A 24,082-nucleotide genomic window follows, 5' to 3' on the forward strand; every position below is an offset into this window, starting at 1 on the left:
TCACGGAGGGAAGCAACCCCCTCGCCGCGGCGTTGTCGCTCAGTAGGATGAACCCGTCACCCTCGCTGCGCCGGGGCACTCGGCGCGCGCCGACAGGAAGAAGAGAACATGGCGAAGTACACCTTGCCCGACCTCCCTTACGACTACGCCGCGCTGGAGCCGCACATCAGCGGCAAGATCATGGAGCTGCACCACAGCAAGCACCACCAGGCGTACGTGACCGGGGCGAACACCGCTCTCGAGCAGCTGGCCGAGGCCCGTGAGAGCGGCAACCTCGCGAACGTGAACAAGCTCGAGAAGGATCTCGCGTTCAACCTCGGCGGTCATGTCAACCACTCGATCTTCTGGACGAATCTGTCCCCGAACGGCGGCGGCGAGCCCGAGGGCGAGCTGCGGGCCGCGATCGACGAGTTCTTCGGAGGCTTCGACAAGTTCCAGGCCCACTTCACCGCGGCGGCGACCGGCATCCAGGGCTCGGGCTGGGCGGTGCTCAGCTGGGATCCCATCGGGGAGCAGCTCATCGTGCAGCAGCTCTTCGACCAGCAGAGCAACACCGCGCAGGGCACCATCCCGGTGTTCCAGCTCGACATGTGGGAGCACGCCTTCTACCTCGACTACCTCAACGTCAAGGCCGACTACGTCAAGGCGGCGTGGAACATCGTCGACTGGCAGAACGTCGCCCAGCGGCTCGACGCCGCCCGCCAGAAGACCTCGGGCCTGCTGGTACTGTCATAACAGGCGAGGCGTCCCGGCGGGACCGCCCGCCGGGACGCCGTTGTCCACTGTCTGATTCGCACCAACCGCGCACTCGCGCACGACACATCTCAGGAGACACTCCGTGGCTGTCAAGATCGGCATCAACGGCTTCGGCCGCATCGGACGCAACTACCTCCGCGCGGCACTCGCGCAGGGCAGCGACCTCGACATCGTGGCGGTGAACGACCTCACCGACAACAAGACCCTCGCGCACCTGCTCAAGTACGACTCCGTCACCGGCCGACTCGCCGAGGACGTCTCGTACACCGAGGACTCCATCACGGTCGGCGGCAAGACGATCAAGGTGTTCGAAGAGCGCGACCCCGCCAACCTGCCCTGGGGCGAGCTCGGCGTCGACATCGTCATCGAGTCCACCGGTCGCTTCACCAAGGCCGAGGACGCCAAGAAGCACATCCAGGGCGGCGCCAAGAAGGTCCTGATCTCGGCTCCCGCTACGGGCGACGACGTCACCATCGTCATGGGCGTGAACGAAGACCAGTACGACCCGGCGAACCACGTCATCATCTCGAACGCCTCCTGCACCACGAACTGCCTCGCCCCTCTCGCGAAGGTCTTCAACGACGCGTTCGGGATCGAGAAGGGTCTGATGACTACGGTCCACGCGTACACCGCCGACCAGAACCTGCAGGACGGCCCGCACAGCGACCTCCGCCGGGCCCGTGCGGCGGCGATCAACATCGTCCCCACCTCGACCGGTGCCGCCAAGGCGATCGGTCTCGTGCTGCCCGAACTGAAGGGCAAGCTCGACGGCTTCGCCCTCCGCGTGCCGATCCCCACCGGCTCGATCACGGATCTCACCGTCGAGGCCTCGCGCGAAGTGACGGTCGACGAGATCAAGGCCGCGTACAAGGCCGCCGCCGAGGGCCCGCTCAAGGGCATCCTCAAGTACACCGAGGACGAGATCGTCTCGAGCGACATCGTGACCGACCCGCACTCGTCGATCTTCGACGCCGGGCTGCTCCGTGTGATCGGCAACCAGGTGAAGCTCTCGAGCTGGTACGACAACGAGTGGGGCTACTCGAACCGCCTCGTCGACCTGACCGAGTACGTCGCCGAGCGCCTCTAAGCCCCGATCATGGCTCTGCGCACCCTCGACACGCTGGGTTCGCTGGCCGGCAAGCGCGTCATCGTCCGTGCTGATCTCAACGTCCCCCTGAAGGACGGAGTCATCACGGACGATGGCCGTGTGCGGGCCACGCTCCCCACGCTCAACACTCTGATCAACGCCGGCGCCCGCGTCGTCGTCTGCTCGCACCTCGGTCGCCCCGACGGTGCGCCCGACCCGAAGTACAGCCTCGAGCCGGTCGCGCAGCGGCTGTCGGAGCTGCTCGGCAAGCCTGTCGCGTTCGCCCGCGACACGGTGGGCGAGTCGGCCCACGAGGCGGTCGCGGCGCTCGAAGACGGTGACGTGGCGGTGATCGAGAACCTCCGCTTCCACTCCGGCGAGACGGCCAAGGACGACGCCGAGCGTCGCGCCTTCGCCGAACAGCTGGCCACGCTCGGGGACGTGCTGGTCTCCGACGGGTTCGGCGTGGTGCACCGCAAGCAGGCGTCGGTGTACGACCTCGCGCAGCTGCTGCCTTCCGCGGCCGGCACGCTGATCGAGAAGGAGCTCGAGGTCCTCGACCGGCTGACCGAGAGCCCGCAGCGGCCGTACACCGTCGTGCTCGGCGGTTCGAAGGTCAGCGACAAGCTCGGCGTCATCGAGCACCTGCTGCCCCGGGTCGACCGCCTGCTGATCGGCGGCGGAATGATGTTCACTTTCCTCGCGGCGGAAGGGAACAAGGTCGGGTCGAGCCTGCTGGAGCAGGATCAGATCGAGACCGTGAAGGGCTACATCGCCACGGCGAAAGAGCGCGGTGTCGACCTCGTGCTTCCGGTCGACGCCGTGGTCGCGGCGTCCTTCGCCGCCGACGCCGAGCACGTGGTGGCGCCGGCGACCGCGCTCGAAGACACTCCGTTCGGCGCGTCGGGCCTCGGCCTCGACATCGGGCCGCAGACGGCTGAGCAGTTCGCGTCGGTCGTGCGCGGTTCCACGACCGTGTTCTGGAACGGTCCGATGGGCGTCTTCGAGATGCCCGCGTTCGCCGCCGGCACGCGCGCGGTCGCCGAGGCGCTGACCGAGGTGGACGGGCTCTCCGTCGTCGGTGGCGGCGATTCGGCCGCCGCCGTCCGCCAGCTCGGGTTCGCGGACGACCGATTCGGTCACATCTCGACGGGCGGAGGCGCGAGCCTCGAGTTCCTCGAGGGCAAGAAGCTCCCCGGACTGGAGGTCCTCGGATGGCAGCAGTGAGCCGTACCCCGCTCATCGCGGGCAACTGGAAGATGAACCTCGACCACCTTCAGGCGGTCGCGTTCGTCCAGAAGCTCCATTGGACGCTGAAGGATGCGAAGCACGAGGACGGTTCGGTCGAGGTGGCGGTCTTCCCGCCCTTCACCGACCTCCGCACGGTGCAGACGCTCCTCGACGCCGACAAGATCCCCTTCGCTCTGGGCGCGCAGGACGTCTCGGCCCACGACTCGGGCGCCTACACGGGTGAGGTGTCGGGTGCCTTCCTCGCGAAGCTCGACAACCGCTACGTGATCATCGGGCACTCCGAGCGCCGTCAGTACCACGGCGAGACCGACGAGCTCGTCGGCGCGAAGGTGCAGGCGGCGCTGCGGCACGGCCTCGTGCCGGTGATCTGCGTGGGCGAGACGCTGGAGCAGCGCGAGCAATCGGGACCGACGGCCGTGTCCGTGTCGCAGCTGCGCGTGGCCCTCGACGGCGTGCCCGCCGATGCCGACATCGTGGTGGCGTACGAGCCGGTGTGGGCGATCGGCACCGGTCAGGTGGCGTCGCCCGATCAGGCGCAGGAGGTTTGCGCCGCGGTCCGGGAGGTCGTCGCCGAGAAGCTGGGCGACGATGCGGCGGCGCGGACTCGCATCCTCTACGGCGGCTCCGTGAAGGCCGCGAACATCGCGAGCTTCATGCGCGAGCCCGACATCGACGGCGCGCTCGTCGGTGGCGCCAGCCTCGTCGTGGACGAGTTCGCGGCCATCATCCGGTACCAGAAGCACGTCGGCGTCTGACCGGTATACTCGACCTTTGTGCGATCCGCAGAAGATCGCGGCGAAAGGCTTCAACGACTGTGCAGATCCTCGAGTTCGTCCTGCAGGTGCTCCTGGGCATCACCAGCCTCCTGCTGACCCTTCTCATCCTGCTCCACAAGGGGCGTGGCGGCGGCCTGTCCGACATGTTCGGCGGCGGCATGACCTCGGCCCTGGGGTCGTCCGGCCTGGCCGAGCGCAACCTCAACCGGTTCACGGTGATCCTCGCGCTCGCGTGGTTCGTCGCGATCGTCGCCCTCGGTCTCATCACGAAGTTCCAGAGCATCTGATGGCTACCGGAGGCAACGCGATCCGCGGCACCCGCGTCGGTGCCGGACCGATGGGCGAGCAGGACCACGGGTTCCACGCGGACCGCATCGCTATCTCGTACTGGGACGCGCTCGGCAACGAGACCGTCCGCTACTTCGCCGCGGGAATCCCCGAAGAGGAGATCCCCGAGACCATCGACTCTCCGCATTCCGGGCTCCCGGCGGGCCGTGACAAAGACAACCCGCCCGCGGTCGCCAAGACCGAGCCGTACAAGACGCACCTCGCCTACGTGAAGGAGCGCCGCACCGAAGAAGAGGCCGACGCCCTCCTCGACGACGCGCTCAAGCAGCTCCGTGAGCGGCGCGGCCCGCACTGACGCCACCCACACCCCTGAGCCGCGCGGTGGCCTCGCCACCCCCTCTTCTCATCTGTCGGCTGCCGCCTCGCGGCTCGTGCCTCAGTACTCCTGGTCGATGAGCTCGGGCGGCACCTTCGCGGCCGCCTCCTGGTCGACGAAGAACACGGTGCGCTTGCGGCCCTTCGCGCCCGCCGCCGGGACGCTCGCGTAGCTGGCGCCCGCCAGCGCGAGGCCCAGCGCCGACGCCTTGTCGGCACCGGACAGCACCATCCAGACCCGCTTGGATCCGTTGATCACGGGTCGTGTCATCGAGATGCGGTCGGGCGGCGGCTTGGGGGAGTCGCGGACTGCGAGCACCGCCCGGTCCGTGACCTGGATCTCCGGCCGGTCGGGGAAGAGCGACGCGATGTGGGCATCCGGGCCGACGCCCAGGAAGCACACGTCGAACGCCGGCCACGGTCCGTCGGCGCCGGCGAATCGCGCCAGCTCGGCCGCGTACGCGTCGGCCGCGGCATCGAGCCCGATGCCGTCGTCGCTCGCGGCCGCGCCGTGGATGTTCTCCGTGGGGACGTCGAGGCGGTCGAGCAGCGCGGAACGCGCCTGACGCTCGTTGCGGTCATCGCTTTCGCGCGGCACGAATCTCTCGTCGCTCCACCAGAAATGCACGCGCGACCAGTCGATGCGCTCGAGACGAGGATGCCGGGCGGCGGCGGCGAGCACGGCCGAGCCCATCGAACCGCCGGTGAGCGAGATGTGAGCGAGCTTGCCGTCATCCACACGCTTGGCGACGCGGCTGAGGAAGCGCGCGGCGACCGAGTCGGCAAGGGTCGAAGGGTCGGGACTGATGACGACGCGCTTCTCGGCCCAGGCTTCAACCATGAGACTCGTTCACCTTGGTCATGCGCCTTGCGTCTCCTTCGTCGCCGGAGGGTCGAGCAACTGCCAGCCCTCGGTGATCACTCGACCATACAGGACGTCCGGGTCGAGCCTGCGGAGCTCCTCGGCGAGGCACTCCCGCAGTGTACGGCGAGGGAAAGCGAGCTCGTGGCTCGGCTGCCCGGGCTGCCGCAGGATCGCCGATGCGGAGTTGGGTCGCTCCAGCACGATCTCGCCGCTCGGGCGCGCGAGCGTCACGGACTTGATGCCGTGCGGCCACTCCTCGGGGTCGAGGTAGCCCCAGTCCACGGGCACATCGAGAGCGAGGCGCAGCCACGCGGCCAGCAGCGCCGTCGAGGGGGAGTCGGAGGCGCCGCGGACCGTGACCGCCGTCACCGGGTCGTAGGGCGGCTGGTCGAGAATGGCGGCCAGCTGCTCCCGCCAGCGGGTGAGCCGCGTCCAGGAGAGATCGGTGTCACCGGGGGCGTACTGGTCGCCGAGACCGGCGACGAAGGCCGACGGATCGCGCTTGGTCGCGGCATCCGTGATGCGCCGCTGAGCGATCCGGCCGATCGACGTCTTCGAGATGTTGTCGGGCGTCGTGTTCGGCCACCACACCACGACCGGGGCGTCGGGGAGCAGCAGTCCCGTCACGAGCGACTCGAGGTTGGAGCGGCCGGCCTCGCCCACGACGCGGAGGGTGATCACCTCGCTGGCGCCGGCGTCGCCGCCGACCCGGATCTGGGCGTCCAGACGGGGATCGGAGTCGTCCGGGTCAGAGATGAGGAGGACGATGACGCGCATCGGATGCTCTCGCGAGGCATCGTTCGCCGCTTCGATCACCTCTTCCATGGCTTTCTCACGGGTGAGGATCACGAGTGTGAGCACGCGTCCGAGGGCGACCGCGCCGCCCTCCTCGCGAACGCTCACGAGCGCACGGGAGATCTTGCTGACGGTGGTGTCGGGAAGGTCGACGATCACGGGCGCCTCCAGCTGCGGCCATCGCGGGCGAGCATCTCGTCCGCGGATGCCGGGCCCCACGACCCGGGTGAGTACTGTTCGAGCGGTCCGCCCTGAGCTTCCCAGAAGTGCTCGATCGGATCGAGGATCTTCCACGACAGCTCGACTTCCTCGTGCCGTGGAAAGAGCGGCGGATCGCCGAGCAGGACGTCGAGGATGAGCCGCTCGTACGCCTCCGGGCTGGCCTCGGTGAATGCGTGCCCGTAGCCGAAGTCCATGGTCACGTCACGCACCTGCGCGGCAGCACCGGGCACCTTCGACCCGAAACGGATGGTCACGCCCTCATCGGGCTGCACGCGGATGACGAGGGCGTTCTGGCCCTGGCCCGACGTCTGATTGCGCGAGAAGAGCAGCTCCGGCGCGCGCTTGAACACGACGGCGATCTCGGTGACGCGGCGGCCGAGCCGCTTGCCGGTGCGCAGATAGAACGGCACGCCCGCCCATCGCCGGGTGTTGATCTCGAGCGTGATGGCCGCGTAGGTCTCGGTCGTCGACTGCGGATCCATGCCTTCCTCTTCGAGGAAGCCGAGCACCTTCTCGCCGCCCTGCCAGCCGCCGGCGTACTGCCCGCGCGCGGTCGACCGCGACAGGTCGTCGGGCAGGGTGACCGCGGCGAGCACCTTCTCCTTCTCGGCCCGCAGATCCTTCGCGTCGAACGAGATCGGCTCTTCCATCGCCGTGAGAGCCAGCAGCTGCAGGAGATGGTTCTGGATGACGTCTCGCGCCGCTCCGATGCCGTCGTAATAGCCCGCCCGGCCGCCGACGCCGATGTCCTCCGCCATCGTGATCTGCACGTGGTCGACGTAGTTGCGATTCCAGATCGGCTCGTACAGCTCGTTGGCGAAGCGGAGCGCCAGGATGTTCTGCACCGTCTCCTTGCCGAGATAGTGGTCGATGCGGAAGATCGAGTCGGTCGGGAACGTCGAGCGGAGAGCGTCGTTCAGCTCGCGCGCGGACTGCAGGTCGTGTCCGAACGGCTTCTCGATGACCACGCGGCGCCAGCGGTCGGGCTGGTCGGCCGTGTCGTCGACGAGGCCCGAGGCGCGGAGCTGCTCCGCGACCAGCGCGAAGTCCTTCGGCGGGATCGACAGGTAGTAAGCGTGGTTGCCCATGGTCCCGCGCTCGACGTCGAGCTTCTCGACGGTCTCGCGCAGTCGGCGGAAGGCATCGGGATCGCCGAACTCGCCCGAGACGAACCGGATGCCCTGGAGCAGCTGCTGCCACGTCTCGTCGCGGAACTCGGTGCGCGAGTGCTGACGGACGGCGTCGTGGACCACTTCGGCGAAGTCCTGGTCCTCCCAGTCGCGGCGGGCGAACCCGACCAGCGCGAAGCCCGGGGGCAGCAGCCCTCGGTTGGCGAGGTCGTAGACCGCGGGCATGAGCTTCTTGCGCGACAGGTCTCCCGTCACGCCGAAGATGACCAAGGCGCTCGGGCCGGCGATGCGGTTGAGGCGATGATCGTCGGGGTCGCGCAACGGGTTGTGCCCGCGCGAGATCTCGACGCCGGGGGCCGAGGCGGCACTCGATCCAGGGGTTGCCTGATCTGTCATCGGGTGGCGTGTCTCCTACTGTGCCGCTTCGAAGAGCGACAGCACTTCGATGCGCGGGTCGGTGAGGGTGAGCGTGACCACCGGCCGACCGTGGCCGTCGGCGAGGACGCTCGCGTCGCCCGCAGCCTGGGCCTGGATCAGCTGGCCGAACGTGAACGGGCGCCCGGGGATCTCGAGGTCGACGTCGGTCTGCTCGAGGATCTGCAGGAAGACTCCGTTGGCAGGGCCGCCCTTGTGGAACTGCCCCGTCGAGTGCAGGAATCGCGGGCCCCAGCCGAAGGTCGTCGGCCGGCCCGAGTCCGCGGCGACGAGTTCACGGAGGCCCGTCAGCTGGCTCAGCTCGAGACGGTTGACGTACGCCTGGATCGAGACGTACCCGTCTTCGGGCAGACGCGCCCACAGGGCGTCCAGGACACCGGCGATCGTGCCGGAGGAGGCGAGAGCGGGATCCGAGACGCGAACCTCGACGCCGTCGACGATGAAGGCCGGAGCGGTGGGCTCGGGCCGGGCGTCGAGAAGCCCGCGCGCCGCCACCTTGGCCGACTCGACATCGGGCTGATCGAACGGGTTGATCCCCAGCATCCGTCCGGCGATCGCCGTCGCGTACTCCCACACCACGAACTGGGCGCCGAGCGAGCCGCTCACGAGCACCTCGTCCTGGTGCCGCTCGAACAGGTGGAAGCGGCTGGCTTCGTCGACGAGGCGCACGATCTGCAGGTCGGCGGGCCGGTTCTCCACTTCCGGTGAGACCGGAAGGAGGACGACGGGCAGGATGCCGGTGGCGTTCTTTCCGGTCGACTCGGCGACGAGCTGCTCGATCCAGTCCGGCAGACCCACGATGTGCGTGCCGTCGGTGACGAGGCCCAGCTTGTCGCGGCGCGGGTCGCCTCCGGCGATGGCGGCGGCGAGGACGAGAGCCGGATTGTCGGGACTGTCGATCGCGACCTCGAGCAGCGTCGCCTCCGCTTCGTCGAGGATCTCGGCGATGTCGACACCCGCCAGTCCGGCCGGGACGAGCCCGAAGGCCGTCAGTGCGGAGTAGCGGCCGCCCACGGTCGGGTCGGCGTTGAACACTGTGTAGCCGTCGGCGCGCGCCGCCTGGTCGAGGGGCGAACCCGGGTCCGTCACGACGACGATCCGCTCGACCGGGTCGATGCCCAGATCGCGGAACGCCGCCTCGAAGGCGCGCTTGGCGGAATCCGTCTCGACGGTCGAGCCGGACTTCGACGACACCACCAGCACGGTTCTGCTGAGATCGCCCTGCTTCGCGTCGCCGTCGATGGCGGCGAGCACCTGGCCGGGAGCGGTCGAGTCGAGGATGACCAGCGGCACGCCCGCCGTCTGCGCGATGACCTCGGGTGCAAGGGACGAGCCGCCCATGCCCGCGAGGACCACGCGCGTGACGCCCTTCGCCGCCAACTGCTGGCGAAGGGCCTCGATCTGCGGCACGAGCGGGCGCGATACGCTCACGGCCTGCACCCACCCGAGACGCTTGGACGCCTCTTCTTCGGCGGCCGGACCCCACAGCGAGGCGTCGCCGGCCGTGATGCCCGAGGCGACGAGACCGGCGACGAGTCCCGGAAGGGTCTCGTCGACGACCGACTTCACATGACCGCTGAGGTGGATGTCGAAGCTCATCGCGACACCTCGGGCGCCTTCTCGAGCGCGGCGCGCACCGTGGCCTGAAGGTCGTGCCACGAGGCGATGAACTTGTCGACGCCCTCGTCTTCGAGCACCTGGGTGACATCGGCGAAGTCGACGCCCACCTGGGCGAGGTCGGCGAAGACCTTGTGCGCGGCCTCGTACGTGCCGGTCACGGCGTCGCCGGCGATCTCGCCGTGGTCGAAGGTCGCTTCCAGCGTCTTCTCGGGCATGGTGTTCACCGTGCCCGGCGCGACCAGCTCGGTCACGTAGAGGGTGTCGGGGAGCGAGGGGTCCTTGACACCGGTGGACGCCCACAGCGGACGCTGCGGGTGGGCTCCGGCATCGGTCAGAGCCTTCGCGCGGCTCGACGCGAACTCCTTCTCGTAGAGCTCGTAGGCGAGGCGTGCGTTCGCGACGCCCGCGAGCGACTTCAGGGCGGCGGCCTCGTCGGTGCCGATCGCGGTCAGCCGCTTGTCGACCTCGGTGTCGACACGCGACACGAAGAACGAGGCGACCGAGTGGATCTGCGAGATGTCCTTGCCGTCGGCCTGGGCCTTCTCGATGCCCGAGAGGTAGGCGTCGATGACCTCGGCGTAGCGCTCGAGGCTGAAGATGAGAGTGACGTTCACCGAGATCCCTTCCGCCAGCACGGCGGTGATCGCCGGGAGGCCCGCCTTGGTGGCGGGGATCTTGATGTGCACGTTCGGGCGTCCGACCGTGGCCCACAGCTCCTTGGCCTGGGCGATGGTGCCCTCGGTGTCGTGGGCGAGGTCGGGGGAGACCTCGATCGACACACGTCCGTCGACACCGCCGGTCGCGTCGTAGACGGGACGGAAGATGTCGGCCGCGTCGCGGACGTCGTCGGTGGTGGCCGCGAAGATCGCGTCGTCGACGGATGCGCCCTGGGCGGCGAGCTGGGCGATCTGGTCGGCGTACGCGTGGCCGCCGCCGCCGATCGCGCCCTGGAAGATCGTGGGGTTCGTGGTGACGCCGGTGACGTTGCGCGAGCTGATGAGCTCGGTGAGGTTGCCGGAGGTGATCCGCTCGCGCGACAGGTCGTCGAGCCAGATGCTCACTCCGTACGCGGAGAGCTTTTCGGTGGGGGTGCTCATGGTGCTGTCTCCTTAGCTCGCTGCGGCGGATGCTGCCGCGAGGGTCTCACGGGCCGCCTCGACGACCGCGTCGGCGGTGATGCCGAACTTCTGGAAGAGGGTCTTGTAGTCGGCGGAGGCGCCGAAGTGATCGATCGCGACCGACCGGCCGTGGTCGCCGACGATGCCGCGCCAGGTGAGGGGCGAACCCGCCTCGACCGAGACGCGCGCCGTGACCGCGGCGGGGAGCACCGACTCGCGGTACTCGGCGTCCTGCTCCTCGAACCATTCGAGCGACGGTGCCGACACGACGCGCGCGTTCACGCCCTCGGCGGCGAGCGTCTTTCGGGCCTCGACGGCGAGCTGCACCTCCGAGCCCGTCGCGACGATGATGACGTCCGGGCTTCCGCCCGGTGCTTCGGCGAGCACGTACGCGCCGCGGACGGCCTGGTCGGCGGACGCGAGCGTGTCGCCGGCCGCCTCTCCCTCGCCTCGGTCGAACACCGGGATGTTCTGGCGCGTCAGCGCGAGACCGGCCGGTCCGCGGTGACGGCGCAGCAGTTCGAGCCACACCACTGAGGTCTCGTTGGCGTCCGCAGGGCGGACCACCGTGAAGTTGGGGATCGCCCGGAGCGTGGCGAGCTGCTCGATCGGCTGGTGGGTCGGGCCGTCTTCGCCCAGCGCGACGGAGTCGTGCGTCCACACGAAGATCGACGGGATGTCCATGAGGGCGGCCAGACGCACCGAGGGGCGCATGTAGTCGCTGAAGATCAGGAACGTGCCGCCGAAGGCGCGGGTGGGCCCGTGGAGCACGATGCCGTTCACGATCGCGCCCATGGCGTGCTCGCGGATGCCGAAGTGGAGCACACGGCCGTAGGGGTCGCCGGACCACTCGTGCGTCGACCACTCCGACGGGATGAAGGACTTGGCCTCCTTGATCGTGGTGAGGTTCGACTCGGCGAGATCGGCCGAGCCGCCCCACAGCTCCGGCAGCTCGGCGGCGAGGGCGTTGAGCACGACCCCCGACGCGGCTCGGGTCGAGACGTCCTTCCCGGCCTCGAAGGCCGGCAGCGCCGCTTCGATCCCCGCGGGGAGCTCACGGGCCTGCACGCGGTCGAGCAGCGCCTTGCGCTCGGGGTTCGCCTGCGCCCACGCGTCGAACGACTCCTGCCAGGCGGCACGGCTCTCGGCAGCGCGGTCGGCGAGCGCCCGCGTGTGGGCGAGGATCTCGTCGTCGACGACGAAGGACTGCTCCGGATCGAACCCCAGCACCTTCTTCGTGGCGGCGAGCTCGTCGGCACCGAGCGCGGAGCCGTGGATCTTCCCGGTGTTCTGCTTGCCCGGCGAGGGCCAGCCGATGATCGTGCGCAGGATGATGAGCGACGGCTTGGCGGTCTCGCCCTTCGCCGCCTCGATCGCCGCGTAGAGCTCGGCGACGTCCTCGACGTACTCGCCCGACTTCTTCCAGTCGACGGTCTGCACATGCCAGCCGTAGGCCTCGTAGCGCTGGGCGACGTCCTCGGTGTAGGCGACGTTCGTGTCGTCCTCGATGGAGATCTGGTTCGAGTCGTAGATGGCGATCAGGTTGCCGAGCTGCTGGTGACCGGCGAGCGAGGATGCCTCGCTCGTGACGCCCTCCTGCAGGTCGCCGTCTCCGGCGATCACGTACACGAAGTGGTCGAACGGCGACTGGCCGGCGGGTGCCTCCGGATCGAACAGGCCGCGCTCGTAGCGTGCGGCATACGCGAAGCCGACCGACGAGGCGAGCCCCTGCCCGAGGGGACCGGTGGTGATCTCGACGCCGTCGGTGTGCCCGAACTCCGGGTGCCCGGGCGTCTTCGACCCCCAGGTGCGCAGCGCTTTGAGGTCGTCGAGCTCCAGCCCGAACCCGCCGAGGTACAGCTGCACGTATTGCGTGAGGGAGGAGTGGCCCGCAGACAGGATGAACCGGTCACGGCCGATCCAGTGGGTGTCGCGCGGATCGTGGCGCAACACGCGCTGGTAGAGGAGGTAGGCGGCGGGGGCGAGGCTCATCGCGGTGCCCGGATGCCCGTTCCCGACCTTCTCGACGGCGTCCGCCGCGAGCACTCGAGCGGTGTCCACCGCGCGCCGATCGATTTCGTCCCAACGCAGTTCCGACACCCGGACCGCCTCTCTGATGAAGGTGCGCCCGGACGAGGGCCGTGCCGCAGCCTCGTCCGGAACGGAGAGGGGGATCGGCGCGGGGCGCGCGTGTGCATTCAGCATAGCGAAGGGGCATGCCGTCGAGGCCATGCGAGCCGCTGTGTGACGCACTCTTGCGGGGGTCGCCGGCAGTCCCGGCGCCCGGGGCCGGGCAGGCGATGGCATAGACTTGGCGGAGGTCTGCAGGCGGCGATTGCGGGGGCGATGGACATCACCACGACGGCGGGGCACGAGGCATCCGCTTCGGCACGACGCGAGTCCCGCCAACCCCTGGGCCGCACGATCCGCGCCTACGTCGCGCTCATGAAGCCTCGCGTGCTCGAGCTCCTGCTGGTCACCACCGTGCCGGTGATGATCCTCGCGCAGGGCGGCTTCCCCGACCTGTGGCTCGTGCTCGCCACCGTCATCGGCGGCACCGCGAGTGCGGGTTCGGCCGCGGCCTTCAACATGTACCTCGATCGCGATATCGACGCGCACATGCAGCGCACGGTGAACCGGCCGCTCGTGACCGGCGAGGTCTCGCCTCGGGGGGCGCTGGTCTTCGCCTGGACCCTCGCCGTGTTCTCCACGCTCTGGCTGGGCGCCACCACGAACTGGCTGGCCGCCGCACTGTCGGCGGGGGCGATCTTCTTCTACGTCGTCATCTACACGATGATTCTCAAGCGGCGCACCGAGCAGAACATCGTGTGGGGTGGCATCGCCGGCTGCTTCCCCGTGCTGATCGGGTGGACGGCGGTGACGGGATCGCTGGCGTGGCCGCCGGTCATCCTGTTCGCCCTCGTCTTCCTCTGGACGCCCCCGCACTACTGGCCGCTGTCGATGAAGTACCGGGAGCAGTACGAAGACGTCCACGTGCCGATGCTGGGCGCGACCCGCAACGGCTCGCAGGTCGGGCTCCAGGTGATCCTCTACGCCTGGGCCACGGTCGCCTGCTCGCTGCTGCTCATCCCGGTCGCGGGGATGGGGCTGGTCTACTCCGTCTCGGCGCTCGTCTTCGGCGGCTGGTTCATCTACGAGTCGCACCGCCTCTACAACCGGGCAGTCCGCGGCACCGAGCCGCGGCCGATGCGCGTGTTCCACGCCTCCATCACGTACCTCACGCTGCTCTTCGTGGCGATCGCGGTCGATCCGCTGCTGCCCTTCTGACACCCGCGGCAGTGCTCAGTCCTGCTTTGGGTCCTGGGCTCTGAGGGCCGTCTCCTCCGCGTCGATGGCCTGAAGGGCGGCCACGATGGCAGGCTCCTGATACCGACCTTCGCGGCGCGCCCGCAGCACCGCGTCCCGCTCCGCGCCGAGCATCGCCCGCCGCAGCCGCAGCTTCGACTCCAGCTGCGGGATCGAGGCGTCGGGTCCGTAGAGCTCCAGGGTCTCGCCGAGGAATCCGGCGTCCGTGCGCAGCAGGTCGACGATGCGCGCTTCGTCGTCGGGCGTGACCTCGTCGTCGAGGCGCTCGATGCCCGCCTGTCGCGCCTCGGCCAGAAGCATCCGCCGCTCCATGAGCTCCTGGGTCTGGCTCGGGGCCGGGAGGCGCAGACGCCGGATGATCCACGGCAGCGCCAGGCCGCCGACGAGACTCGCCACCACCACCACGAACGCGAGGAACTGCAGATACTCGCGCCCGGGCGTCTCCGGGGGCAGGAGGAACACCGCCGCAAGCGTCACCACGCCGCGCACGCTCGCCGACGCCACCGCGACTCCGTTGCCCCAGGCCCAGCTGCGTTCCCGCAGTCGCCTCGGACCCTTTCGGTAGAGCAGCGTCGTGCCCATCACCCAGGCGAAGCGAGAGGCTGCGAGGGCGAGCAGGATGCCGAGGCAGATGAGCACCGTCGGCCAGAAGCCGGGACCGGTCTGAACGGCACCCTCGAGGATTCCCCGCAGGTTCAGCCCGATGAAGAGGAAGACGGCGTTCTCGAGCAGGAACTGGATCGTCTTCCAGTTGACCCGCTCGGCGACGCGCGCCTCGGCCGAGGCCACCGTCGGTGCGCGGAATCCGAGATAGAGCCCGGCGATGACCACCGCCAGCACCCCCGACGCGTGAACCAGCTCCGCCAGGAGGAACGCGCTGAACGGGGTGACCAGGATGATGCTCGTGTCCAGCACGGGGGAGTGGAGCATCGATCGCACGCGCGACACGACCCACCCCACCAGGAGCCCGACGGCGAGCCCGCCCACCACCGCGATCATGAAGTCGATCGCGATGTCGGCGGGGGTCACGACGCTGACGATCGCCGCGATGGACGCGTTCAGGGCGACCAGCGCCGTGGCGTCGTTGAGAAGGCTCTCGCCCTCGAGGATGGTGACCACCCGCCGGGGGAGACCCACCCGACCGGCGATGGCCGTCACGGCGATCGCGTCCGTCGGCGCGACCACGGCAGCGAACGCGAAGGCCGCGGCGAGAGTGATCGCCGGAACGAGCAGGAAGGTCGCGAAGCCGACCGTCACCACCGTGAACGCCACGAGACCGACCGAGAGCAGCAGGATGCTGTCGTTGCGGGCACGGACGTCGACGACGGACGTGCGGATCGCCGCCGCGAACAGCAGAGGGGGGAGGATCCCGTAGAGGATGAGGTCGGGGTCGACCGTGACCGGCGGGATCCCCGGCACGAACGACACCGCGCCGCCCACCGCGACCAGCGCGACGGGCGCCGACCATCCGATGCGGCCCACCACGCCCGTGACCGTGACCGTGGTGAGGACGAAGAGAACGATCCAGGTGATGGATTCGACGGGGTCCACGGCTTCAGTATCGGCCCCCGACAGAGGCCGAGGCACCCGCGACGATCAGCCACGTCGGGGGTGCCTCGGACGAGAGCGGCCTCAGCGGGCGGTCGCGACCTCCGCGGGACGGTCGTCGAGGGTCGGCGCGTCGTCCTCCTGCGCCGCCGACGGGGCGGCCGCGGCGTCGTCCTCGACCGGCGATCCGTCGACGGGTTCGACGACCACTGCCGGCGGGTGGGGGCGGAGAGTCGACACGGCGGCGATTCCCAGCGCGAGCAGAAGACCCACGACCCCCGCGCCCAGAAGCGTCGCGCCCAGGCCCGCCAGCGACTGGCCCACGTACACGTCGACGCCGGTAGCGGTGCCGTCGTTCAGAGTGGTCGTCATCGCGCCGAGCTTGTCGGCGAGCAGCGCGGCGCCGGTGAGGATGGTCGCGAGGGAAAGGGCCACGAGGGCCCAGAAGGGGATGCTGCGAACCAGGCGGGGACGGGTGGGCATATGTTCACTCCTCATGCGCGACCGGGCGGCCGCGGCATCCGTCACCTTGCCAAGCGCATCCGAGCAGAGTCGGTGCGTGGCCTATGAGTCCGCTGAGCGGGCCATCTCGGCCACAGGTGCCTTGAGGTGCAGGACGACCGCGGTCATCGCGGCCACGAGCACGACCGCGAGCACCATGTGGATGTTGACGAGGACGATCGGCAGTCCCGTGCGTGCCTGCCACAGCCCCACGACGATCTGCACGACCTCGACTGCCAGCAGCAGGCCCGTCCACAGTCGCAGGCGCAACGCGGGTGGGGTGCGCACTGCGCCCGCGACCAGCGCGAGGGTCAGGGCGAGCGTGATGTACGCCGGCCAGGAGTGCACGTGCTGCATCAGCTCGGGATCGAGGTCGTTCCGCGCTGCGCCGCCGTCGCCGGCGTGCGGTCCCGATCCCGTCACGAGGATGCCGACGACCACGGTGAGGAGGACGAACGCGCTGGTGAGGTGCGTCGTGACCGCGTACCACACCGGAACGGCCCGGACGCGGGGCCCGGGCTGCGCGTACACGCGGACGACGAAGGCGGCCGACAGTGCCACGAGCACGACCGAGGCGAAGTAGTGGAGGCCGACCACGTAGGGGTTCAGTCCGGTGAGCACCGTGATCCCGCCGATCACCGCCTGCACCGGGACGTAGAGGCCGATCGCCAGGGCGAGCCAGAACAGGTCGGGCCGCGATCGCCGCATGCGCACGACGAACAGGAACGTCACGATCGCCACGGCGACGAGTACGAAAGTGAGAAGCCGGTTGCCGAACTCGATCACGCTGTGGACGACGGGCAGTTCGGGCGTCGGCACGAAGGATCCCTCGGAGCACTGCGGCCAGGTCGGGCAGCCGAGCCCCGACCCGGTCAGCCTGACGAGGCCGCCGGTCGCCACGATCCCGATCTGCACGACCAGCGTGGCCCACGCCATGACGACCACCCGTCGGCCGACGGCGTTCGGGAGCCGGTCACGCACGCGGCGGCGCGCGGGCGTGGGGGTCGTGGTGGATGTCGCGGACACGTCGTCTCCCGGGGGCGGTTCTGCGCCGGTCATCCGCGTCATGCGAACCCGTGGTCGGGGCAGAGCCTGTAGAATCGAGGGGTCGGTCACGCGCGCACAGAACCGTTGCTGAAACAGTCGGCTGCGGGCGCTGCGACCACTGACAGTCTAGGCGCGATGCACAGCGTCGAATGAGAGGGCCCGCGAGCGGCATCCCCCTCCGGTAACTCCACCGGAGGAGCCGGAATGCCGGGGCGGATGAACCGTCAGGACCCGGAGGAGAACGAGACGATGTCTGATGTGCTGATCGACCGCCCGGAGCTCGAAGGCCTGGGTGTCTACGAGTTCGGCTGGCACGACCCCGACGCGGCGGGCGCGAGCGCGAAGCGCGGACTGAACGAGGCCGTGGTGCGCGACATCTCGGCGCTCAAGGCCGAGCCCGAGTGGATGCTCAAGACCCGTCTGAAGGGTCTGCAGCTGTTCGGCCGCAAGCCGATGCCCACCTGGGGGGCCGACCTCTCGGAGATCGACTTCGAGAACATCAAGTACTTCGTCCGGTCCACCGAGAAGCAGGCCGGATCGTGGGAGGAGCTCCCCGAAGACATCCGCAACACCTACGAGCGGCTCGGGATCCCCGAGGCGGAGCGTCAGCGGCTCGTGGCCGGCGTCGCGGCCCAGTACGAGTCCGAGGTGGTCTACCACCAGATCAACGAGCAGCTCGAGGCTCAGGGCGTCATCTTCATGGACACCGACACGGCGCTGCGCGAGCACCCCGAGTTCTTCGAAGAGTACTTCGGCACCGTCATCCCGGCGGGCGACAACAAGTTCGCGGCACTCAACACCGCCGTCTGGTCGGGAGGGTCGTTCGTCTACGTGCCCCCGGGCGTGCACGTCGAGATCCCGCTGCAGGCCTACTTCCGCATCAACACCGAGAACATGGGCCAGTTCGAGCGGACGCTGATCATCGCCGACGAGGGATCGTACGTGCACTACATCGAGGGCTGCACCGCCCCGATCTACAAGAGCGACTCGCTGCACTCCGCCGTGGTCGAGATCATCGTCAAGAAGAACGCGCGCGTTCGCTACACGACGATCCAGAACTGGTCGAACAACGTCTACAACCTCGTCACCAAACGGGCCGTCGCCCACGAAGGTGCGACGATGGAGTGGATCGACGGCAACATCGGCTCGAAGGTCACGATGAAGTACCCGTCGATCTTCCTCATGGGCGAGCATGCCAAGGGCGAGACCCTCTCGGTCGCCTTCGCCGGCCCCGGCCAGCACCAGGACGCCGGCGCGAAGATGATCCACATGGCGCCCTACACGCAGTCGTCGATCGTCTCGAAGTCGATCGCCCGCGGTGGCGGCCGAGCCGGCTATCGCGGTGAAGTGCGCGTCGACGCGAACGCCCACCACTCCGCCAACACGGTGCGATGCGACGCCCTGCTCGTCGACACGATCTCGCGGTCCGACACGTACCCGGCGATCGACATCCGCGTCGACGACGTGCAGCTCGGCCACGAGGCCACCGTCTCGAAGGTGAGCGAGGAGCAGCTCTTCTACCTGCAGTCCCGCGGCCTCCCCGAGGACGAGGCGATGGCCATGATCGTCCGCGGCTTCATCGAGCCCATCGCCCGCGAACTCCCGATGGAGTACGCGCTCGAACTGAACAAGCTCATCGAGATGGGCATGGAAGGATCCGTCGGCTAGTGAGTTCCGTGACCCAGGCCCCCGTCACCGTCCCCGGTGCGAAGGGCCACACCGATGGTGCCGGTGCCTTCGTCCCGGTGCAGACCCGCTCCGAGCGCTTCACCTCATACGACCCGGCCGAGTTCGACGTGCCGACCGGTCGCGAGGTCAACTGGAAGCACACGCCGATCGACCGCATCCGGTCGCTCTTCGCCGACGACACCGGTCGCCACGGCGTCATGGAGGTCGACGTCCGCGCCCCCGGTGAGCTCGTCCAGGAGCGTCTTCGCCACGGCACGGCGCCTCGCGGCGAGGTGTTCCGCCCCGAGGATCTCCCCAGCGCCATCGCGTGGAAGCAGGAGACCGAGGCCCCGCTCCTGCGCATCCCGGCCGGTGTGGAGCTCACCCAGCCTGTGCTCGTCGACCTCCGCGGAACCGGCGGCCTCGCGCATGCGCATGTCGTCGTCGAGGCGCAGGCCAACTCCCACGCGACCGTGGTCTTCCGGCACCGCGGCACGGCCGAGCACGTGCAGAACGTGGAGATCATCGTCCGCGACGGTGCGCATCTGACCCTCGTGACCGTGCAGGAATGGGACGACGATGCCGTCCACGCGGCATGCCATCAGGCCCGCGTCGACCGCGACGCGACCCTCCGTCACGTCGTCGTCAGCTTCGGCGGCGCCGTCGTGCGGGTGAACCCCAGCGTCGAGCTCGCGGGGACCGGCGCACGGGGCGAGCTCTACGGCCTGAGCTACAGCGACGCCGGCCAGCACCTCGAGAGCCAGGTGTACCTGCACCACAAGGGCGGCGAGACCTCGGGCGACGTGCTCTACAAGGGCGCCCTCCAGGGCGCCGAGGCGCGCAGCGTCTGGATCGGCGACGTCCTCATCGGGCCCGACGCCGTCGGCACCGACTCCTACGAGGCGAATCGCAACCTCGTGCTCACCGACGGAGCCCGCGCCGAGTCCATCCCGAATCTCGAGATCGAGACCGGTGACATCCGCGGCGCCGGGCACGCGAGTGCGACGGGCCGCTTCGACGACGAGCAGCTGTTCTACCTGCAGGCCCGCGGCATCCCCGAAGACGAAGCGCGGCGCCTGGTCGTGCTCGGGTTCCTCGCCGAGGTCGTGCAGAAGATCGGCGTCCCCGAGCTGGAGGGCGCGCTCTTCGCCGCGATCGAGGAGGAGCTCGCGCGGGAGGTCGTCCGATGACCGCTCAGCGCGCATGCGCCCTCAGCGAGCTCGTGCAGGACGAGGCGCGCCGCGTCGAGATCGACGGGGTCGCGATCGCGGTGGTGCTCGACGGCAACGGCGAGGTGCACGCGATCGGCGACACCTGCACCCACGGCGACATCTCTCTCTCCGACGGGTTCGTCGAGGGCGAGACGCTCGAGTGCTGGGCGCACGGCTCGGCGTTCTCGCTGCGCACCGGAAAGCCCCTGAACCTCCCCGCGTACGAGCCGGTTCCGGTGTTCGCGGTCACCATCGACGGCGATGACGTGCTCATCGACCCGGCCGTCACGCTCGATCTGAACTGAAGAAGGTATTCGACATGTCTGTCCTCGAGATCCGCGACCTCCACGTGACGGTCGAGACGGATGCCGGCACCACGCCCATCCTCAACGGTGTCACGCTCACGATCCGCACCGGCGAGACCCACGCCATCATGGGACCCAACGGGTCGGGCAAGTCGACGCTGGCCTACACGATCGCCGGTCACCCCAAGTACACGGTGACGAGCGGGTCCATCTCGCTCGACGGCGAGGACGTGCTCGCGATGTCGGTCGACGAGCGTGCGCGCGCGGGCCTGTTCCTCGCGATGCAGTACCCGGTCGAGATCCCGGGCGTCACCGTCACGAACTTCCTCCGCACCGCGAAGACCGCGATCGACGGCGAGGCGCCGTCCATCCGGACGTGGACCAAGGACGTCAAGTCGTCCATGAAGAACCTGCGCATGGACCCCAAGTTCGCGCAGCGGAACGTCAACGAGGGGTTCTCGGGCGGAGAGAAGAAGCGCCACGAGATCCTTCAGCTCGAATTGCTCAAGCCGCAGATCGCGGTCCTCGATGAGACCGACTCCGGCCTCGACGTCGACGCCCTGAAGATCGTGTCGGAGGGCGTGAACCGTGCGAAGGCCGAGACCGACCTCGGCGTGCTGCTGATCACGCACTACACCCGCATCCTGCGTTACATCCGTCCGGACTACGTGCACGTCATGGTCGGCGGACGGATCGTAGAGGAGGGCGGCCCGGAGCTCGCCGACCGCCTCGAGGACGAGGGTTACGACCGCTTCCTCCCCGCGGGCGTGGAAGAGCCGGCCGATGCCCCCGTGGGCACCGACGCCTAGAATCGTTACATGACCGCAACGCTTACACCCGAGAAGTACGACGAGGTCACCGAAGCTCTCAAGGACGTCATGGACCCCGAGCTGGGGATCAACGTCGTCGACCTGGGTCTCATCTACGACCTCGGGTGGGATGACGAGAACGATGCCCTCGTCATCCACATGACCCTGACGTCGGCCGGCTGCCCGCTGACCGACGTCCTCGAAGAGCAGACAGCGCAGGCCCTCGACGAGGTCGTCGAGCGCTTTCGCATCAACTGGGTGTGGATGCCGCCGTGGGGGCCCGAGCGGATCACCGACGACGGTCGCGACATGATGCGGGCGCTCGGCTTCGCGATCTGACCGGGCGGCGGCGACGCCTGCAACACAAGGTCACGGCGGGATGAGGCATCCGTGGCCCTGGATACGCTCGTGACGTGAGCGTCGTTCCCCTTCAAGCCCTTCCGATCGAGCAGTTGCGGCAGCGCTCGAGCACGAAGTGGCGGAAGTACGGCGACGACGTGCTGCCGTTTTTCGTCGCCGAGACGGACTATCCCGCGGCGCCCGCCATCACGGAGGCGCTGAGCAGGGCCGTCGCCCTCGGCGACACCGGGTACACGCCGCCCGATCCGGGCGTCGCGGCCGCATACGCGGAGTTCGCCGAGCGGAGATTCGGCTGGCACGTCGACCCGGCTCGCGTGCGCACGACGTGCGACGTCATGATGGGGATCGTCGAGATCCTGCGGCGCGTGACCGAGCCGGGAGACCGGGTCATCGTAACCACCCCGGTGTATCCGCCGTTCTTCGAGTGCGTCCCCGAGGCCGGTGCCGTCGTCGAGCGGGTGCCACTGCTCGACACCGGAACCGAGTGGCGCCTCGACCTGGGCGCGATCGAGGCGTCTCTGGCAGCCGGGGCGAGGGCGATCCTGCTGTGTAATCCGCACAACCCGACCGGCACGGTGCATGCGCGGGAGACGCTGGCGCAGCTCGCCGATCTGGCGGCGGCCCATGGCGCGGTCGTGATCAGCGACGAGATCCACGCCCCGCTGACCCACCGCGGGTCTCACTTCACTCCGTTCCTCGACGCCTCACCCGTCGCGGCCCGCATCGGATACGCCGTCGTGAGCGCGAGCAAGGCGTTCAATCTCGCCGGTCTCAAGTGCGCGCTGATGGTGACGGCCGACGACGCCACGTCGCGAGTCGTCCGGTCGCTGCCGGACGAGGTCGAGTGGCGGACGGGGCTGTTCGGCGCCATCGCGGCGGTTGCGGCCTTCTCGCCGGCCAGCGATCCCTGGCTGGACGCGCAGCTCGCCGCGCTCGACGAGAACCGCGAGCTGCTGTCGTCGCTGCTCGCCGAGCACCTCCCCGGGGCGCGCTACCGCATCCCCGACGCGGGCTTCCTCGCCTGGGTCGATCTGCGGAGCCTGGGGTGGGGCGACAACCCGGCCGTGAAGATCCGCCGCGAGGCCAAGGTGGCTTTCCACCTCGGCCCGTACTTCGGCGAGGAGGGGCGCGGACACGTGCGCATCAACTTCGGCTGCGCCCCCGAGCTGCTCGCCGAGGCCCTCGCACGGGTGGGTAGCCTGGTTCGATGAGCACCGCGCCCGTCGACACTGCGGCGGGCATCTGGCACCCCCGGTTCGTCTGGGTCACGGTGGGGTCCATCGCGCTCATCTTCCTCGCCGCGATTCAGTCGCTGGCGGTGACGACGGTGATGCCGATCGTGAGCGCCGATCTGGACGGCGACGCGCTGTTCGCCGTCGCGTTCGCCGGCACGTTGGCGACGAGCGTGATCGGGATGGTCGCCGTGGGCGCCTGGTGCGACCGCGGGGGAGTGCTCGCACCTCTGACGACCGCCGTCGTCCTGTTCGTGGGCGGGCTCCTTCTCGCGGGTCTCGCTCCCACCATGGGATGGCTGGTCGTGGGGCGACTGATCCAAGGGCTCGGCACGGGCGGGCAGACGGTCGCGCTCTACGTGGTGGTGGCGCGCGTCTACCCTCCGCTTCTCCACGGGCGCGTGTTCGCGGCGTTCTCGGCCGCGTGGGTCATCCCGTCGGTCATCGGTCCCTCCCTCGCGGGGCTGGTGACCGAGCTGATCGATTGGCGGTGGGTCTTCCTCGGTGTCGCGGCACTCACTATGGCGGCCTTCGTCATGGTGGTCGCGAGGCTGCACGGCCTGCCCCTGCGCACCGACGAACCGGCGACGGCCCGGGTCGCTCCCAGGCTGCTGTGCGCCGTCGCGGTCGCGGCGGGCGCGCTGGCGCTGAGTCTCGCCGGGGAGCTCGGGGGATACGCCGGCGTGGTGATCGCGGCATCCGTCGTCGTCATCGTGATCGCGTCCCGCCCGCTCCTTCCGCGCGGAACCGTTCGCGCTCAGCGCGGCCTGCCCAGCGTCGTGCTCATGCGAGGCCTCATCGCCGGATCGCTGTTCGGGGCGGAGATCTACGTGCCGTACCTGCTGATCGATCAGTACGGCTTCTCGCCCACCTGGGCCGGGCTCGGGCTGACCGCGGCAGCCCTGACATGGGCCGTCGCCGCCGACGTGCAGGGGCGCTTCGGCGACCGTCTGGGCAATGCGCGGATCACGCTGCTCGGGACCGCGATGCTGATGGCGGCCACGCTGGTCGCGGGCGCGGTGGCGCTGTTCTCGCTCACGCCCCTCGTGCTGATCGGCGGATGGGCCTTCGCCGGTGCCGGGATGGGTCTGATGTACCCGCGGCTGACCGTGCTGACGCTCGCTTACTCCACTCCGCAGAATCAGGGCTTCAACTCGGCGGCGCTGTCGATCTCCGATGCGGTCGGCTCGGCGACCGCCATCGCGGCGATGGGCCTCGTCTTCACCGCGCTGCGGCAGACGGATGCCGCGTTCCCGGTGGTCTTCGCGTTGGCAGCCGGCCTCGCCGCACTGGCGATGGTCCCGGGCCTTCGGCTGGGGCACGCCCATGAGACACGAGCCCCGATTTGAGGTCGAA

Annotated in this window: 23 protein-coding genes; 14 read left to right on the forward strand and 9 right to left on the reverse strand. The window is 69.3% G+C overall.

Going from position 1 to position 24,082, the window contains the following annotated elements; all coding sequences use genetic code 11:
- Nucleotides 1-108 precede the first annotated feature (108 nt).
- The 6 genes from ACFUTX_RS05875 (at nt 109) to ACFUTX_RS05900 (ending at nt 4,513) form a co-directional block, all read left to right on the forward strand.
- Nucleotides 109-735 (forward strand): superoxide dismutase, encoded by a 627-nt coding sequence (locus ACFUTX_RS05875; RefSeq protein ID WP_378861398.1) that lies wholly within the window; start codon nt 109-111, stop codon nt 733-735.
- Nucleotides 736-838: 103 nt separating this feature from the next.
- Nucleotides 839-1,843, forward strand: a complete 1,005-nt coding sequence (gap, locus tag ACFUTX_RS05880) for a type I glyceraldehyde-3-phosphate dehydrogenase (protein WP_378861400.1) — start codon at nt 839-841, stop codon at nt 1,841-1,843.
- A 9-nt stretch (nt 1,844-1,852) separates the two neighbouring features.
- Nucleotides 1,853-3,070: a phosphoglycerate kinase gene (locus ACFUTX_RS05885; RefSeq protein ID WP_378861402.1), complete on the forward strand. Its 1,218-nt coding sequence runs from the start codon at nt 1,853-1,855 to the stop codon at nt 3,068-3,070.
- Entirely contained in the window at nt 3,058-3,849 is a 792-nt protein-coding gene (tpiA, locus tag ACFUTX_RS05890; protein WP_378861404.1) for a triose-phosphate isomerase, read from the forward strand. Before ACFUTX_RS05885 ends, tpiA begins: the two co-directional genes overlap by 13 nt.
- A gap of 59 nt (nt 3,850-3,908) precedes the next feature.
- Nucleotides 3,909-4,157 (forward strand): preprotein translocase subunit SecG, encoded by a 249-nt coding sequence (gene secG, locus ACFUTX_RS05895; protein ID WP_374312711.1) that lies wholly within the window; start codon nt 3,909-3,911, stop codon nt 4,155-4,157.
- Nucleotides 4,157-4,513 (forward strand): RNA polymerase-binding protein RbpA, encoded by a 357-nt coding sequence (locus tag ACFUTX_RS05900; RefSeq protein ID WP_378861406.1) that lies wholly within the window; start codon nt 4,157-4,159, stop codon nt 4,511-4,513. The genes secG and ACFUTX_RS05900 overlap by 1 nt, the downstream gene beginning before the upstream one ends.
- Before the next feature lie 81 nt (nt 4,514-4,594).
- Here ACFUTX_RS05900 and pgl read toward each other — a convergent pair whose 3' ends face one another.
- From pgl to tkt, 6 genes are read right to left on the reverse strand one after another with little or no spacing between them, the layout of a single operon-like run.
- A complete protein-coding gene (pgl, locus tag ACFUTX_RS05905; RefSeq protein ID WP_378861408.1) occupies nt 4,595-5,374 on the reverse strand; it encodes a 6-phosphogluconolactonase in 780 nt (259 codons plus the stop codon).
- Between the two features lie 18 nt (nt 5,375-5,392).
- Nucleotides 5,393-6,352 (reverse strand): glucose-6-phosphate dehydrogenase assembly protein OpcA, encoded by a 960-nt coding sequence (locus ACFUTX_RS05910; protein WP_378861410.1) that lies wholly within the window; start codon nt 6,350-6,352, stop codon nt 5,393-5,395.
- A complete protein-coding gene (gene zwf, locus ACFUTX_RS05915) occupies nt 6,349-7,941 on the reverse strand; it encodes a glucose-6-phosphate dehydrogenase (RefSeq protein ID WP_378861412.1) in 1,593 nt (530 codons plus the stop codon). Before zwf ends, ACFUTX_RS05910 begins: the two co-directional genes overlap by 4 nt.
- Before the next feature lie 15 nt (nt 7,942-7,956).
- Nucleotides 7,957-9,579, reverse strand: coding sequence for a glucose-6-phosphate isomerase (locus tag ACFUTX_RS05920; protein ID WP_378861414.1), 1,623 nt, complete (start codon nt 9,577-9,579; stop codon nt 7,957-7,959).
- Nucleotides 9,576-10,697 carry a transaldolase gene (tal, locus tag ACFUTX_RS05925; RefSeq protein ID WP_378861416.1) on the reverse strand — a complete coding sequence of 374 codons (1,122 nt, stop codon included), beginning with the start codon at nt 10,695-10,697 and terminating at the stop codon, nt 9,576-9,578. Before tal ends, ACFUTX_RS05920 begins: the two co-directional genes overlap by 4 nt.
- Nucleotides 10,698-10,709: 12 nt before the next feature.
- The gene (gene tkt / locus ACFUTX_RS05930; RefSeq protein WP_378861418.1) at nt 10,710-12,818 is read right to left on the reverse strand and encodes a transketolase; all 2,109 of its coding nucleotides are present in this window, start codon (nt 12,816-12,818) and stop codon (nt 10,710-10,712) included.
- Between the two features lie 246 nt (nt 12,819-13,064).
- Between tkt and ACFUTX_RS05935 the strand changes: the two genes are divergently transcribed.
- Nucleotides 13,065-14,006, forward strand: coding sequence for a heme o synthase (locus tag ACFUTX_RS05935; RefSeq protein ID WP_378861420.1), 942 nt, complete (start codon nt 13,065-13,067; stop codon nt 14,004-14,006).
- A 15-nt stretch (nt 14,007-14,021) separates the two neighbouring features.
- Here ACFUTX_RS05935 and ACFUTX_RS05940 read toward each other — a convergent pair whose 3' ends face one another.
- The 3 genes from ACFUTX_RS05940 to ACFUTX_RS05950 form a co-directional block, all read right to left on the reverse strand.
- Nucleotides 14,022-15,596: a Na+/H+ antiporter gene (locus tag ACFUTX_RS05940; protein ID WP_378861421.1), complete on the reverse strand. Its 1,575-nt coding sequence runs from the start codon at nt 15,594-15,596 to the stop codon at nt 14,022-14,024.
- 81 nt (nt 15,597-15,677) lie between these two features.
- Nucleotides 15,678-16,076 carry a dinucleotide-utilizing enzyme gene (locus tag ACFUTX_RS05945; RefSeq protein WP_378861423.1) on the reverse strand — a complete coding sequence of 133 codons (399 nt, stop codon included), beginning with the start codon at nt 16,074-16,076 and terminating at the stop codon, nt 15,678-15,680.
- A gap of 81 nt (nt 16,077-16,157) precedes the next feature.
- Nucleotides 16,158-17,162, reverse strand: a complete 1,005-nt coding sequence (locus tag ACFUTX_RS05950) for a heme A synthase (protein ID WP_378861425.1) — start codon at nt 17,160-17,162, stop codon at nt 16,158-16,160.
- Between the two features lie 228 nt (nt 17,163-17,390).
- Between ACFUTX_RS05950 and sufB the strand changes: the two genes are divergently transcribed.
- The 7 genes from sufB (at nt 17,391) to ACFUTX_RS05985 (ending at nt 24,075) form a co-directional block, all read left to right on the forward strand.
- Nucleotides 17,391-18,809: a Fe-S cluster assembly protein SufB gene (gene sufB / locus ACFUTX_RS05955; RefSeq protein ID WP_378861427.1), complete on the forward strand. Its 1,419-nt coding sequence runs from the start codon at nt 17,391-17,393 to the stop codon at nt 18,807-18,809.
- The gene (gene sufD / locus ACFUTX_RS05960; RefSeq protein WP_378861429.1) at nt 18,809-19,999 is read left to right on the forward strand and encodes a Fe-S cluster assembly protein SufD; all 1,191 of its coding nucleotides are present in this window, start codon (nt 18,809-18,811) and stop codon (nt 19,997-19,999) included. Before sufB ends, sufD begins: the two co-directional genes overlap by 1 nt.
- Nucleotides 19,996-20,325 (forward strand): non-heme iron oxygenase ferredoxin subunit, encoded by a 330-nt coding sequence (locus ACFUTX_RS05965; protein ID WP_378861431.1) that lies wholly within the window; start codon nt 19,996-19,998, stop codon nt 20,323-20,325. Before sufD ends, ACFUTX_RS05965 begins: the two co-directional genes overlap by 4 nt.
- Before the next feature lie 14 nt (nt 20,326-20,339).
- The gene (sufC, locus tag ACFUTX_RS05970) at nt 20,340-21,134 is read left to right on the forward strand and encodes a Fe-S cluster assembly ATPase SufC (RefSeq protein WP_378861433.1); all 795 of its coding nucleotides are present in this window, start codon (nt 20,340-20,342) and stop codon (nt 21,132-21,134) included.
- 9 nt (nt 21,135-21,143) lie between these two features.
- A complete protein-coding gene (locus tag ACFUTX_RS05975) occupies nt 21,144-21,473 on the forward strand; it encodes a metal-sulfur cluster assembly factor (protein WP_194395576.1) in 330 nt (109 codons plus the stop codon).
- A gap of 74 nt (nt 21,474-21,547) precedes the next feature.
- A complete protein-coding gene (locus ACFUTX_RS05980) occupies nt 21,548-22,705 on the forward strand; it encodes a MalY/PatB family protein (protein WP_378861435.1) in 1,158 nt (385 codons plus the stop codon).
- On the forward strand, nt 22,702-24,075 hold the full coding sequence (locus ACFUTX_RS05985; RefSeq protein WP_378861437.1) for an MFS transporter: 1,374 nt from the start codon (nt 22,702-22,704) through the stop codon (nt 24,073-24,075). The genes ACFUTX_RS05980 and ACFUTX_RS05985 overlap by 4 nt, the downstream gene beginning before the upstream one ends.
- Nucleotides 24,076-24,082 lie beyond the last annotated feature (7 nt).

This window comes from Microbacterium sp. NPDC057407, assembly GCF_042803895.1.
Taxonomy (GTDB): domain Bacteria; phylum Actinomycetota; class Actinomycetes; order Actinomycetales; family Microbacteriaceae; genus Microbacterium.

What these genes read in the sequence shown, in the direction of transcription:
- ACFUTX_RS05885 (WP_378861402.1), top strand. Translation starts at nt 1,853, where the DNA reads ATGGCTCTGCGCACCCTCGACACGCTGGGTTCGCTGGCCGGCAAGCGC.
- sufB (WP_378861427.1), top strand. Translation starts at nt 17,391, where the DNA reads ATGTCTGATGTGCTGATCGACCGCCCGGAGCTCGAAGGCCTGGGTGTC.
- tal (WP_378861416.1), bottom strand. Translation starts at nt 10,697, where the DNA reads ATGAGCACCCCCACCGAAAAGCTCTCCGCGTACGGAGTGAGCATCTGG.
- ACFUTX_RS05985 (WP_378861437.1), top strand. Translation starts at nt 22,702, where the DNA reads ATGAGCACCGCGCCCGTCGACACTGCGGCGGGCATCTGGCACCCCCGG.
- sufC (WP_378861433.1), top strand. Translation starts at nt 20,340, where the DNA reads ATGTCTGTCCTCGAGATCCGCGACCTCCACGTGACGGTCGAGACGGAT.
- ACFUTX_RS05965 (WP_378861431.1), top strand. Translation starts at nt 19,996, where the DNA reads ATGACCGCTCAGCGCGCATGCGCCCTCAGCGAGCTCGTGCAGGACGAG.
- tpiA (WP_378861404.1), top strand. Translation starts at nt 3,058, where the DNA reads ATGGCAGCAGTGAGCCGTACCCCGCTCATCGCGGGCAACTGGAAGATG.
- zwf (WP_378861412.1), bottom strand. Translation starts at nt 7,941, where the DNA reads ATGACAGATCAGGCAACCCCTGGATCGAGTGCCGCCTCGGCCCCCGGC.
- ACFUTX_RS05975 (WP_194395576.1), top strand. Translation starts at nt 21,144, where the DNA reads ATGACCGCAACGCTTACACCCGAGAAGTACGACGAGGTCACCGAAGCT.
- ACFUTX_RS05935 (WP_378861420.1), top strand. Translation starts at nt 13,065, where the DNA reads ATGGACATCACCACGACGGCGGGGCACGAGGCATCCGCTTCGGCACGA.
- ACFUTX_RS05900 (WP_378861406.1), top strand. Translation starts at nt 4,157, where the DNA reads ATGGCTACCGGAGGCAACGCGATCCGCGGCACCCGCGTCGGTGCCGGA.
- pgl (WP_378861408.1), bottom strand. Translation starts at nt 5,374, where the DNA reads ATGGTTGAAGCCTGGGCCGAGAAGCGCGTCGTCATCAGTCCCGACCCT.
- ACFUTX_RS05920 (WP_378861414.1), bottom strand. Translation starts at nt 9,579, where the DNA reads ATGAGCTTCGACATCCACCTCAGCGGTCATGTGAAGTCGGTCGTCGAC.
- ACFUTX_RS05950 (WP_378861425.1), bottom strand. Translation starts at nt 17,162, where the DNA reads ATGACGCGGATGACCGGCGCAGAACCGCCCCCGGGAGACGACGTGTCC.
- ACFUTX_RS05945 (WP_378861423.1), bottom strand. Translation starts at nt 16,076, where the DNA reads ATGCCCACCCGTCCCCGCCTGGTTCGCAGCATCCCCTTCTGGGCCCTC.
- ACFUTX_RS05875 (WP_378861398.1), top strand. Translation starts at nt 109, where the DNA reads ATGGCGAAGTACACCTTGCCCGACCTCCCTTACGACTACGCCGCGCTG.